The organism is Agrococcus baldri, assembly GCA_900114805.1.
Taxonomy (GTDB): Bacteria; Actinomycetota; Actinomycetes; order Actinomycetales; family Microbacteriaceae; genus Agrococcus; species Agrococcus baldri.
The window spans coordinates 38,162-49,858 of the sequence record FOZN01000004.1 but is presented as its reverse complement, the minus strand read 5'-3'; the positions used below and the strand labels follow the sequence as shown (position 1 = coordinate 49,858).

Below are 11,697 nucleotides of genomic sequence, written 5' to 3'. Positions count from 1 at the left end.
CGGATGCGTGAGAGCGGTCCGGAGGGCGGCGGCGGGATGGATTGGACCGCCTTCGGCGAGTGGTGGGGAGCCTGGGGGCAGCCGATCGGCATCCTGCTGGTCATCATCGGCGCCCTGGTCGGCTACTGGATCCTGAAGGTCGTCATCCGCCGGGTCGTCGACGGCGTCGTCAGCGGCGTCAAGCGCAAGGCGGACGCCGCCGACACCGAAGCGCTCGCCCACTCGCCGCTCGCGCAGGTGCGGGTGGTGCAGCGCACCCGCGCCATCGGCAGCGTGCTCAACACCCTCGCCGCGTGGGTGATCGGCGCGCTCGCGCTCATCCTGATCCTCAGCATCCTGGGCGTGAACGCGGCCTCGCTGGTGGCGATGGCGAGCTTCCTCGGCGCCGCGGCCGGCATCGGCGCGCAGGGCATCATCAAGGACTTCCTGAACGGCCTGTTCATGGTGTTCGAGGATCAGCTCGGCATCGGCGACATCGTCGACCTCGGCGAGGCCTCCGGAGTCGTCGAGTCGGTCGGCATCCGCGTGACCCAGGTGCGCGACGTCGACGGCACGCTCTGGTACGTGCGCAACGGCGAGATCCTGCGGGTCGGCAACGAGTCGCAGGGCTGGGCGCGCGTGGTCATCGACCAGGCGGTGCCCTACGACGCCGACATCGACTCGGTGCAGCAGCGCCTGCTCGACGTGGCGACCGAGATGAGCGAGCACCCCGACTGGCTGCACCGCGTCATCGACAAGCCCGAGATCTGGGGCGTGGAGTCGGTCTCTGCCGAGGCCATCGTCATCCGCCTGGTCATGAAGACGCGCGCGAGCGCGAAGTGGGAGGCGGGGCGCGAGCTGCGCAAGCGCGTGAAGCTCGGCCTCGACGACCTCGGCATGCATCTGCCGTCGCTGCAGAGCATCGTGGTGCGCGGCATGGACGGCAAGCGATGACGAACCAGACGCTCTACGAAGCGGTCGGCGGCGAGGCGTTCTTCCGCCGGCTCGTCCATGCGTTCTACGAGCACGTGTGGGCCGACGACGTGCTGCGCGCGATGTATCCGCAGGACGACCGCACCGGCGCCGAGGATCGCTTCAGCATGTTCCTCATGCAGTACTGGGGCGGACCCGGCACCTACAGCGAGCAGCGCGGCCACCCCCGGCTGCGCATGCGCCACAACCCGTTCCCGATCGATCACGACGCCCGCAACCGCTGGGTGGCGTGCATGGCGGCCGCCCTCGACGCGCTCGAGCCCGCCCCGCTGCACCGGGCGGAGCTCGACGACTACTTCGATCGCGCCGCCACCGCGATGGTCAACCACAACCCGCTCTTCCGCTAGCAACTCTCCGAGGAGGCACCATGACCGTGCACGACACGGACACCGCGAGCACCGACGTCATCGTGGTCGGCAGCGGCCTCGCGGGCCTGGTCGCCGCCTGCACGGCGCTCGATCGCGGCCGCACCGTCACGATCGTCGAGCAGGAGGGCCCGCAGTGCATCGGCGGTCAGGCCTTCTGGTCGTTCGGCGGCCTCTTCCTGGTCGACTCCCCCGAGCAGCGCCGCCTCGGCATCGAGGACTCCCTCGAGCTCGCCTGGGACGACTGGGACCACACCGCCGGCTTCGACCGCGACGAGGACGCCGGCGGTGAGGATCTCTGGGCGCGCCGCTGGGCCGACGCGTACCTCGACTTCGCGCACCGCGACCTGCGGCCCTGGCTGCGCGAGCTGGGCGTCTCGCTCTTCCCCGTCGTCGGCCACGCCGAGCGAGGCGCCCGCACCGAGGGCGGCCACGGCAACACCGTGCCCCGCTTCCACATCGTCTGGGGCACCGGGCCCGGCCTGGTCGCGCCCTTCACCAGACGACTGCGGGATGCGGTGCACGACGGCAGCGCCCGGCTCGTGTTCCGGCACCGGGTCACCGAGCTGCTCACCGACGAGGGGCGCGTCGTGGGTGTCGCCGGCGAACGGCTCGCCCCCGACGTGACCGTGCGCGGCGAGCCCTCCAGCCGCGAGGTGGTGGGCGAGTTCGCGCTGCGCGCCGCGAGCGTCGTCGTCGCCACCGGCGGCATCGGCGGCGAGCTCGACCGCGTGCGCGAGCTGTGGCCGGCCTCGCTCGGCAGCCCGCCGACCGAGGCCGTGCGCGGCGTGCCCGTCCATGTCGACGGCGCCGGGCTGCGCATCGCCGAGGCTGCGGGTGCGCGGCTCGTGAACGGCGACCGCATGTGGCACTACACCGAGGGCATCAAGAACTGGGATCCGATCTGGCCCGACCACGGCATCCGCATCCTGCCCGGGCCGTCCAGCCTCTGGCTCGACCACCGAGGACACCGCCTGCCTTCCCCCAACTACCCCGGTTTCGACACGCTCTCGACCCTGAAGCACCTGCGCGAGGTCGGCGCCGAGCACTCGTGGTTCGTGCTCACGCGCTCGATCATCGAGAAGGAGTTCACGCTCTCGGGCTCCGAGCAGAACCCCGACCTCACCGGCAGGAGCATCCCGCAGCTCGCGAAGCGCGTGCTGCCGGGCGCACCCGCCCCCGTGCAGGCGTTCCTCGACCACGGTGAGGACTTCATCGTCGCCGACTCGCTCACCGAGCTGCTCGACGGCATGGAGGAGCTGGGGCGAAGCGCCGACGGCAGCACCATCGACCGCGCCGCCGTCGTCGCCGCCCTCGGTGAGCGCGACAACGCGGTCGACGACCCGGCATCGACCGACCCGCAGGCGGTGGAGATCCGCCGGGCACGCGAGTACCTCGGTGATCGACTGGTGCGCACCGCCGCGCCGCACCGAATCCTCGACGAGCGCCACTGGCCGCTCATCGCCGTGCGGCTGCGCACCCTCACGCGCAAGACGCTCGGGGGCATCCAGACCGACCTCGACTCGCGGGCGCTGGGTGCCGACGGCGAGCCGGTGCCGGGGCTGTTCGCCGTGGGCGAGGCAGCGGGCTTCGGCGGTGGCGGCGTGCACGGCTACCGCGCGCTCGAGGGCACGTTCCTGGGCGGATGCCTCCACACGGGTCTGCGGGCGGGTCGCGCCGTCTGAGCTTCGACACGGTCAGCGCCCTCCGGGCGCGGACCGGCTCAGCCGCCGCAGCCACGACGCAGCAGAGCGCCCCGACCGGCGAGGTCGGGGCGCTCTGCTGCAGTCTCAGCGGGTGAAGTTGCCGCGGTAGTGCTCGTACACCCAGCCGACCATCATGACCAGCAGCAGTGCGCCGCCGATCGCGATGAGGAAGGTGGGGCCGGTGAAGGAGACGAAGATCAGCGCCAGCGCGGAGCCGACACCCAGCGGCCACCAGCTCCAGGGCGAGTAGTGGCCCATCTCGGGGTCGTCGTCGTCGAGCTCGCCATCGATGCGGTCGGCGGCGAACTCACCGCCCTGCCCGCGATAGACGAGCACGAGGTAGAAGCCGATCAGCGTCGCCAGCGCACCGGTGAGGCCGAGCGCGAGCGTGCCGACCCACTCGATGGCGCCTTCGTAGTACGCCATGTGCCAGACGGTGTAGACCGCCGAGCAGAGGTAGAAGAAGACGGCGATGATCGCCATGATGACGATGTTCGAGCGCATGTCAGCGGACCTCGCCCTTCGAAGTGTCGAGCACGGGACGGTTCGGGGCATCTTTCAGCGGGCCGACGCCGAACTGCATGCCCGCGTTCGGGTGGTGCAGGTCGAAGGCCGGCGACTCCGAGCGGATGCGCGGGATCGTCGTGAAGTTGTGGCGCGGCGGCGGGCAGCTGGTCGCCCACTCGAGCGAGCGGCCGGTGCCCCACGGGTCGTCGACCTCCACCTTCGGCGCCAGGCGCGCGGTGATCCAGACGTTCCAGAGGAACGGGATCATCGACAGGCCCAGGATCATCGCGCCGACGGTCGACAGCTGGTTCATCCAGGTGAAGCCATCCTGCTCCAGGTAGGTGTAGTAGCGGCGGGGCATGCCCACGACGCCCAGCCAGTGCTGCACGAGGAACGTCAGGTGGAAGCCGATGAACAGCATCCAGAAGTGCACGTGGCCCAGACGGTCGTTGAGCATCTTGCCGGTCCACTTCGGCCACCAGAAGTAGAAGCCCGAGAACATCGCGAACACCACGGTGCCGAACACCACGTAGTGGAAGTGCGCCACGACGAAGTAGGTGTCGGAGATGTGGAAGTCGAGCGGCGGCGAGGCGAGGATGACGCCGGTGAGGCCACCGAAGGTGAACGTCACCAGGAAGCCGAACGCCCACAGCATGGGCGACTCCCAGGTGATGGAGCCCCGCCACATCGTGCCGATCCAGTTGAAGATCTTCACGCCCGTCGGCACCGCGATGAGCATCGTCATGAGCGAGAACCAGGGCAGCAGCACCGTGCCGGTGACGTACATGTGGTGCGCCCACACCGTGACCGACAGCGCGGCGATCGCGATCGTCGCGCCGACGAGGGTGTTGTAGCCGAAGATCGGCTTGCGGCTGAAGACCGGGAAGACCTCGGAGACGATGCCGAAGAACGGCAGCGCGATGATGTACACCTCTGGGTGGCCGAAGAACCAGAACAGGTGCTGCCAGAGCACGGCACCGCCGTTGGCCGGGTCGTAGATGTGGCCGCCGAAGATGCGGTCGAGCGCGAGGCCGAACATGGCAGCTGCCAGCACCGGGAAGACGATGATGACCAGCAGCGAGGTGATGAGGATGTTCCAGGTGAAGATCGACATGCGGAACATCGTCATGCCGGGCGCGCGCATCGTGATGATGGTGGTGATGAAGTTGACGCCACCCATGATCGTGCCGAAGCCGGAGAGCGCGAGGCCCAGCACCCACAGGTTGCCGCCGATGCCCGGCGAGAAGGCCGCGGTGCTCAGCGGCGTGTAGGCGAACCAGCCGAACGAGGCGGCGCCCTGCGGCGTCAGGAAGCCGGCGACCGCGATCAGCGAGCCGAACGTGAACATCCAGTACGCCAGCGCGTTGAGCCTCGGGAAGGCCACGTCGGGGGCGCCGATGTGCAGCGGCATCATCACGTTCGCGAAGCCCGCGAACAGCGGCGTCGCGAACATCAGCAGCATGATCGTGCCGTGCATGGTGAAGAGCTGGTTGTACTGCTCCTCGGTCGGCACGATCTCCAGGCCCGGCGCGAACAGCTGGGCGCGGATCAGCAGCGCCATGACGCCGCCGAGCATGAAGAAGAGCACCGAGGTGATCAGGTACAGGTACCCGATCGTCTTGTGGTCAGTGGTCGTGATCCAGCTGACGATCACGTTGCCCTTGCGCTGGGCGCTCGGGCTGATGGGAGCCCGCGTGGTGCTGGGCGTAGCCGTGGCGGTCATCAGTGATCCTCGCCTTCCTCGCTCGTACCCGGCCGGAGGCCGATGTTCGGGTTGACGGTCTCGTCGATCGCGCCGACGTTGCCCTCGGCCTCGAGGCTCTCCAGGTAGGCGTCGTACTCCTCCGGGCTGATCAGCTCGACGTTGAACAGCATCAGCGAGTGGTACTCGCCGCAGAGCTCAGCGCACTTGCCGCGCAGGATGCCCTCGTCGGGGCCGGTCTCGAAGTACATGTGGTTCGTGACACCGGGCAGCATGTCCTTCTTGTAGAGGAACTCCACCACCCAGAACGAGTGCGCGACGTCGCGCGACTCGAGCGTGATCTCGATCGACGAGTTCGTCGGCAGGTACATCGTCGGCAGCGACTCGGGGTCGATGAGGTTCGACTCGGGGTCGTTCATCGCCTGCAGGCCCTGGTAGTACACCGGGTCCTGGCCGTCGCGCTCGTAGACGAAGTCCCATGCCCAGCGCTTGCCGTAGACCGTCACCGAGTAGTCGGGATCCTCGATGGGCTCCTCGATGATCGCCTGGTCACGCGCGGTGAACGCGAAGAAGCCGGCGACCAGGATGACGGGCACGATCGTGAAGAAGATCTCGATCGGCATGTGGTAGCGCAGCTGCGCCGGCAGGCCCGTCTGGCCGCGGCGGCGGCGGTAGGCGATGCCAGCCCAGATCATCAGGCCCCAGGTGAGGATGCCGACCAGCATGAGCACGATCCAGGACGTCGTCCACAGGCCCATGATGCGGTCGACGTGGTTCGTCAGGCCGGGCGTCGACGGCATGTACCCCTGCAGCTGTGCCTGGGTGCAACCGGCGAGCACCAGTGCCACCACGACGGCAACCGGGGCCGCGATCCAACGAGATCGACGAGTGCGCAATGTCTTCCTCCGACTCTTGTGAACGTCTGCCTCGATCCTAGTACCCACAGACGCGGCTCAGGCTCCTGCCACACCCCTGCTAGGGGGCCGTGAGACGCGAAACGCCGCCGATCCGGGGATCGGCGGCGTGTCGCCCTGCTGAGCGCTCTGGCGTCAGTGGAAGGAGTCCCCGCAGGCGCACGAGCCGCCCGCGTTCGGGTTGTCCATCGTGAAGCCCTGCTTCTGGATGGTGTCCTCGAAGTCGATGGTCGAGCCGTCGAGGTAGGGCACGCTCATGCGGTCGACGATGACCTCGACGCCGTCGAAGTCGCGCACCACGTCGCCGTCGAGCTGCCGCTCGTCGAAGTAGAGCTGGTAGATGAGCCCCGAGCAGCCTCCCGGCTGCACCGCCACGCGCAGGCGCAGGTCGTCACGACCCTCCTGGTCGAGCAGTCGCCGCACCTTGTCGGCGGCCGTGTCGGTGAGGTTCACGCCGTGCGTCATGAGATCGGTCATCTGCAGCTCCTCTCGAAAGCCCTGTGCCCCATGCTACTCCGAGCGCTCGGCGGCGCGCGAGAGCAGCAGCGCCTCGGCGCCGATCGCTCTCCGCAGCACGCCCAGGTGCTGCGACTCGTTCGGGCTGTGCGCCATCGTGCCCGGGTCCTCGACACCGGTCACCAGGATCTGCGCCGCCGGGAACTGCTGCACCAGGTCGGCGATGAACGGGATGGACCCGCCGATGCCGGTCTCGACCGCCCCCGCACCCCACGCATCCGCCATCGCCTGCTTGGCCGCGGCGGCACCCCAGCCGCTCGTGTCGACCAGGAACGGGTCGCCCAGGTCGACGTTGTCGTATTCGATGTGCGCGCCGAAGGGCGTGTGCTCGGCGATGTGCCGCTCGAGGGCCGCGAACGCCTCGGCCGACGACTGCCCCGGGGCGATGCGCGCCGACAGCCGGAACCGCACGGTCGGCAGGATCGTGTTGGATGCGTCGGGGACGCTGGGCGCGTCGACGCCGGTGATGGTGATGGCCGGCTTCCCCCACAGGCGCGAGAGCACCGGGCCGCTGCCGATCAGGTCGACGCCCTCGAGCACGCCGGCCTCGGTGCGGATGTGCTCCTCGGTCTGCTCGGGCACGTCCAGGTCTGCGTCGGTGAGGCCCGCGACCGCGACCGAGCCGTCGGCGTTCCAGAAGCTCGCGGCGAGCTTCGAGAAGGCCATCATCGCGTCGGGCACAGCGCCGCCGAACATGCCGGAGTGGCTGGCGTGCTCGAGTGTCGTCAGCCGCACGTTGAAGGCGGCGTTGCCGCGCAGCGCGACCGTCAGCGCGGGGATCTCGGTCGACCAGTTGTCGCTGTCGGCGACGACGATCAGGTCGGCGCTGAGCACGTCGGCGTGCTGCCGCAGGAAGTTCTTGAAGGAGCGCGAGCCGTGCTCCTCCTCCCCCTCGATGAACAGCGCGATGCCGAGATCGGGGTCCCCGACCTCGGCGAGCGCGCGGATCGCGGCGATGTGCGTGATGACGCCGGCCTTGTCGTCGGAGGCGCCGCGGCCGTAGAGGCGGCCGTCGATCTCGGTGGGCTCGAACGGCTTCGTGCGCCAGAGCGCCTCGTCGCCCCACGGCTGCACGTCGTGGTGGGCGTAGAGCAGGATCGAGGGCTTGCCGTTCTTGGCCGCCCGCACGGCGAGCACCGCCGGCTGCCCGAGCGCCTCGGTGTCGCCGATCGGCGCGCGCTCGATGGAGACCCGCTCGAACACGCCGGTGCCCTCCGCGAGCGCGGCGACGGCCTCGGCGCTCGCCTGCACGTGCGCGGGGTCGTAGGCGTCCCAGGCCACGCTCGGGATGCGCACGAGCGCCTTCAGATCATCGAGCGCCCGGTCGAAGCCGGCGTCGACGGCGGCCAGCACGGCGCGGTCGCGGTCGGAGAGGTCGCGCGCCGCGGGCGCGCCGGAGTCTGCGGAAGTGTCGGTCATGCGCACGATCCTAGGCGGCGAGGCGGCACGCGGGCGGCGGTACGATGGACTGATCCCCCGCGACCGATCTTCCGAAGGGCCTCCTGTGGCGCTGTTCAGCCGTTCTGCCGACGACAAGGCTCCGATCGAGAGCGAGCCCGTGGGCAAGCGCACGCCGAAGCAGTCGGAGCAGGTCGCCCGCAACCGCCGCCCGCTGGTGCCCGGGGACCGCAAGGAGGCGCGTCGCCAGGTGCAGGACAAGATGCGTGCTGAGCGGCAGAAGGCTCGCCTGGGCTTCGAGCGCGGCGACGAGAAGTACCTGCCGCCGCGCGACAAGGGCCCGGTGCGCCGCTACGTGCGCGACTTCGTCGACGCGCGCCTGTCGATCGGCACGCTCGCGATGCCGATGATGATCGTGGTGCTGGTGCTGACGTTCATCAACGACCCGCAGTGGCGCATGATCGCCAACATCGTGCTGTGGGCGTTCGTCGCCGTCGTGGTGCTCGACTCGGTGCTGATGGCGTGGCAGCTGCGCCGCGCGATCCGCGCGAAGTTCGGGCAGAAGGATGCGAAGGGTCACGGCTGGTACGCCACCATGCGTGCCGTGCAGCTGCCGTTCATGCGCATGCCGAAGCCGCAGACGAAGCTCTTCAAGTACCCCGAGTGATCATCGCGCTCGTCGCGTAGGCCGCAGGGCCGGATCGGGACGGAGCGGCCCTCCGCGCGCTGCGCGATCACCGCGCGGCGAGCAGCCCGCGGTTGATCTCTCGCGCCCAGCCAGGGCCGCGGTAGATGAAGCCGGTGTAGCCCTGCACGAGCGCCGCGCCCGCCTGCAGCCGCTCGCGCACGTCGTCGGCCGTCTCGACGCCGCCGACCGAGATGACCTCGAGCGCAGCGGGCAGCTCCGCGCGCAGGATGCGCAGCACCGCGAGCGAGCGAGCGGCGACCGGCCGCCCGGACAGGCCCCCCGCGCCCGCGTGCGCCACCGCATCCGCTGTGCTCGTCAGGCCCTCGCGGCTGATGGTCGTGTTCGTGGCGATGACGCCGGCGAGCTCGATGCGGCCGGCGAGCGCGGCGATGCCGGCGACCTGCTCGTCGTCGAGGTCGGGTGCGATCTTCACCAGCACGGGCGTGCTGCCGGATGCGCCGCGGATGGCCGTGAGCAGCGGCTCGAGCAGCCGTTCGTCCTGCAGGCCGCGCAGGCCGGGCGTGTTCGGTGAGGAGACGTTGACCGCCAGGTAGTCGGCGACCGGCGCCAGCAGCCTGGCCGAGTGCAGGTAGTCGGCCTCGACCGCGGCGGCGTCGGCCGCGTCGACCACGCGGCTCTTGCCGATGTTGACGCCGACGACCGGGCGAGAGCGCGCCTCCCGGGCAGCGGCGATGCGCTCGGCTGCGGCGGCGGCGCCCCCGTTGTTGAAGCCCATCCGGTTGACGAGCGCGCGGTCGTCGGTGAGGCGGAACAGCCGCGGCCGGTCGTTGCCGGGCTGCGGCAGCGCCGTGACGGTGCCCACCTCGACGTGGCCGAAGCCGAGCGCGCCGAGGCCGGCGATCATCGTGGCGTCCTTGTCGAAGCCCGCCGCGACGCCGAAGGGCGTCGGGAACTCGCGGCCGAGCGCGCGGGTGCGCAGCACCGGGTCGGTGCGCACGCCGGGGCGCGCGGCGCCGATGGCCGTGATGGCGGTGGCGCCCAGGTGGTGGGCCGCCTCCGGGTCGATCTTCGTGAAGCCGTGCCTGAAGAGCAGCTCGTAGGCGGTCACTCGGCTGGCTCCTCGTCAGTGCGCTTGCCCTCGCGCAGGGTGCGGATGGCGGTCTCGAAGTCGTCCAGCGAGTCGAAGTTGTTGTAGACGCTCGCGAAGCGCAGGTAGGCGACCTCGTCGAGCTCGCGCAGCGGCGGCAGCACCGCCAGGCCGATCTCGTTCGCGTCGATCTGGCTGGCGCCGGTCGCGCGGATCGTCTCCTCCACCGACTGCGCGACGCCCGCCAGATCGGCGTCGGTCACGGGCCGGCCGCGCACGGCCTTGCGCACGCCCTCGATGACCTTCTCGCGGCGGAACGGCTCGAGCACCCCCGAGCGCTTGACCACCGAGAGGCTCGCGGTCTCGGTGGTGGTGAAGCGCCGGCCGCACTCGGTGCACTGCCGGCGGCGGCGGATCGAGGTGCCGTCGTCGCTCGTGCGCGAGTCGACCACCCGCGAGTCGGGGTTGCGGCAGAAGGGGCAGTGCATCAGCGCACCTCCTGCCGGCGTGCCGGCTCCTCGAAGCGGGCCTCGATGGCCTCGCCGTGCGCGGGCAGGCCCTCGGCGGCGGCGAGCGCCGTCACCTCGCGGCGCACCTCGGCGAGCGCGGCGCGGTCGTAGCGCACCACCTGCTGCGCGCGCAGGAAGGTCGCGGCGCCGAGGCCCGCGACGCGGCGCGCCTGACCGCCGGTGGGCAGCACGTGGTTGGAGCCGGCTGCGTAGTCGCCCAGGCTCACGGGCGTGTGCGGGCCGAGGAAGATGGCCCCGGCGTGCCGCACCATCGCCAGCACTGCGTCGTCGTCGCGCGTGATGATCTCGAGGTGCTCGGGCGCGTAGGCGTCGCTCACTCTGGCGGCCGCCGCGAGATCGGCGACCAGCACGATCGCCGACTGCTCCCCCATCAGCGACGCGGCGACGCGCTCGGCCGCGGCGGTCGCTGCGGCCCGGCGGGCGACGGATGCGTCCACGCGGTCCGCGAGCTCGGCCGAGTCGGTCACGAGCACGGCCGACGCGAGCTCGTCGTGCTCCGCCTGGCTGACCAGGTCGGCGGCCACGAGCTCGGCATCGGCGGAGTCGTCCGCGATCACGAGGATCTCCGTGGGCCCGGCCTCCGCGTCCACGCGCACGGTGCCCGCGACGACGCGCTTCGCCGCGGCGACGAAGACGTTGCCGGGGCCGGTCACCACATCGACCGGCGCCAGGCCGATCGAGGGCACGCCGTGGGCGAGCGCGCCGATGGCGCCGGCCCCGCCCATCGCGTAGACCTCCTCGACGCCCAGCAGCGCGCACGCGGCGAGGATGGTCGGGTGGGGCAGCCCCGCGTGGTCGGCCTGCGCCGGGCTCGCGACCGCGATCGAGCACACGCCGGCGGCCTGCGCCGCGACCACGTTCATGACCACGCTCGAGGGGTAGACGGCCTTGCCGCCGGGCACGTACAGGCCGACGCGGTCGACCGGCTGCCAGCGCAGCTCGATCTCGGCACCCTCGGCGATGTGCGCGACCATCGACGGCGGCACCTGCGCCCTCGAGCCGATCCGCACGCGGTCGACGGCGACCTCGAGCGCATCCCGCACCGACGGGTCGAGCGCAGTGAGCGCATCCGTCAGTGCCTGTGCGCCGACCCGGATCTCGGTCGGCCGCACGTGGTCGAAGCGCTCGGCCTGCTCGATGAGCGCGTCGGCCCCGCGCTCGCGCACGGCGTCGATGAGCTCGGTCACCGCGGCGAGCGATGCCGCCACGTCGACTGCCGGCCGTGGCAGCAGGCCGCGCAGCTCCTGCTCGGCGGGCAGGGTCGTCAGGTCGATTCGTCGGAGCACGTCTTCCATCTTCGCAGGTCGCGGACGCCCCGCCGGTGCCGCTGCTGTGGCGGGCCGGCAGCGCT

At 70.9% G+C, this 11,697-nt stretch carries 12 protein-coding genes; 4 read left to right on the top strand and 8 right to left on the bottom strand.

Annotated features, from left to right (window positions below; all coding sequences use genetic code 11):
• Window positions 1-3 precede the first annotated feature (3 nt).
• The 3 genes from BM288_RS11870 to BM288_RS11860 are packed head-to-tail and all read left to right on the top strand — an operon-like array spanning window position 4 to window position 3,022.
• Window positions 4-933 (top strand): mechanosensitive ion channel family protein, encoded by a 930-nt coding sequence (locus tag BM288_RS11870; protein WP_092919132.1) that lies wholly within the window; start codon window positions 4-6, stop codon window positions 931-933.
• On the top strand, window positions 930-1,319 hold the full coding sequence (locus BM288_RS11865) for a globin (RefSeq protein ID WP_092919131.1): 390 nt from the start codon (window positions 930-932) through the stop codon (window positions 1,317-1,319). Before BM288_RS11870 ends, BM288_RS11865 begins: the two co-directional genes overlap by 4 nt.
• A gap of 20 nt (window positions 1,320-1,339) precedes the next feature.
• Window positions 1,340-3,022 (top strand): FAD-binding dehydrogenase, encoded by a 1,683-nt coding sequence (locus BM288_RS11860; protein WP_092919130.1) that lies wholly within the window; start codon window positions 1,340-1,342, stop codon window positions 3,020-3,022.
• 105 nt (window positions 3,023-3,127) lie between these two features.
• Here BM288_RS11860 and ctaF read toward each other — a convergent pair whose 3' ends face one another.
• From ctaF to BM288_RS11835, 5 genes are all read right to left on the bottom strand, one after another.
• Window positions 3,128-3,547 (bottom strand): aa3-type cytochrome oxidase subunit IV, encoded by a 420-nt coding sequence (gene ctaF / locus BM288_RS11855; protein WP_177220377.1) that lies wholly within the window; start codon window positions 3,545-3,547, stop codon window positions 3,128-3,130.
• 1 nt (window position 3,548) lies between these two features.
• Window positions 3,549-5,273 (bottom strand): aa3-type cytochrome oxidase subunit I, encoded by a 1,725-nt coding sequence (gene ctaD / locus BM288_RS11850; protein WP_092919128.1) that lies wholly within the window; start codon window positions 5,271-5,273, stop codon window positions 3,549-3,551.
• Entirely contained in the window at window positions 5,273-6,148 is an 876-nt protein-coding gene (gene ctaC, locus BM288_RS11845; RefSeq protein WP_318255534.1) for an aa3-type cytochrome oxidase subunit II, read from the bottom strand. Before ctaC ends, ctaD begins: the two co-directional genes overlap by 1 nt.
• A gap of 153 nt (window positions 6,149-6,301) precedes the next feature.
• Window positions 6,302-6,643 carry a HesB/IscA family protein gene (locus BM288_RS11840; RefSeq protein ID WP_092919127.1) on the bottom strand — a complete coding sequence of 114 codons (342 nt, stop codon included), beginning with the start codon at window positions 6,641-6,643 and terminating at the stop codon, window positions 6,302-6,304.
• A 33-nt stretch (window positions 6,644-6,676) separates the two neighbouring features.
• Window positions 6,677-8,101 (bottom strand): M20/M25/M40 family metallo-hydrolase, encoded by a 1,425-nt coding sequence (locus tag BM288_RS11835; protein WP_092919126.1) that lies wholly within the window; start codon window positions 8,099-8,101, stop codon window positions 6,677-6,679.
• A gap of 85 nt (window positions 8,102-8,186) precedes the next feature.
• On the opposite strand from BM288_RS11835, the gene BM288_RS11830 reads away from it, so the two are divergent.
• A complete protein-coding gene (locus tag BM288_RS11830; protein WP_177220376.1) occupies window positions 8,187-8,747 on the top strand; it encodes a DUF3043 domain-containing protein in 561 nt (186 codons plus the stop codon).
• Between the two features lie 67 nt (window positions 8,748-8,814).
• Here BM288_RS11830 and BM288_RS11825 read toward each other — a convergent pair whose 3' ends face one another.
• From BM288_RS11825 to hisD, 3 genes are read right to left on the bottom strand one after another with little or no spacing between them, the layout of a single operon-like run.
• A complete protein-coding gene (locus BM288_RS11825; RefSeq protein WP_092919124.1) occupies window positions 8,815-9,837 on the bottom strand; it encodes a quinone-dependent dihydroorotate dehydrogenase in 1,023 nt (340 codons plus the stop codon).
• Window positions 9,834-10,304 (bottom strand): transcriptional regulator NrdR, encoded by a 471-nt coding sequence (nrdR, locus tag BM288_RS11820; protein WP_092919123.1) that lies wholly within the window; start codon window positions 10,302-10,304, stop codon window positions 9,834-9,836. The genes BM288_RS11825 and nrdR overlap by 4 nt, the downstream gene beginning before the upstream one ends.
• A complete protein-coding gene (gene hisD / locus BM288_RS11815; RefSeq protein ID WP_318255533.1) occupies window positions 10,304-11,632 on the bottom strand; it encodes a histidinol dehydrogenase in 1,329 nt (442 codons plus the stop codon). Before hisD ends, nrdR begins: the two co-directional genes overlap by 1 nt.
• Window positions 11,633-11,697 lie beyond the last annotated feature (65 nt).

Coding starts and splice junctions, on each gene's coding strand:
- BM288_RS11870 (WP_092919132.1), top strand. CDS start 4: ATGCGTGAGAGCGGTCCGGAGGGCGGCGGCGGGATGGATTGGACCGCC.
- BM288_RS11865 (WP_092919131.1), top strand. CDS start 930: ATGACGAACCAGACGCTCTACGAAGCGGTCGGCGGCGAGGCGTTCTTC.
- BM288_RS11860 (WP_092919130.1), top strand. CDS start 1,340: ATGACCGTGCACGACACGGACACCGCGAGCACCGACGTCATCGTGGTC.
- ctaF (WP_177220377.1), bottom strand. CDS start 3,547: ATGCGCTCGAACATCGTCATCATGGCGATCATCGCCGTCTTCTTCTAC.
- ctaD (WP_092919128.1), bottom strand. CDS start 5,273: ATGACCGCCACGGCTACGCCCAGCACCACGCGGGCTCCCATCAGCCCG.
- BM288_RS11840 (WP_092919127.1), bottom strand. CDS start 6,643: ATGACCGATCTCATGACGCACGGCGTGAACCTCACCGACACGGCCGCC.
- BM288_RS11835 (WP_092919126.1), bottom strand. CDS start 8,101: ATGACCGACACTTCCGCAGACTCCGGCGCGCCCGCGGCGCGCGACCTC.
- nrdR (WP_092919123.1), bottom strand. CDS start 10,304: ATGCACTGCCCCTTCTGCCGCAACCCCGACTCGCGGGTGGTCGACTCG.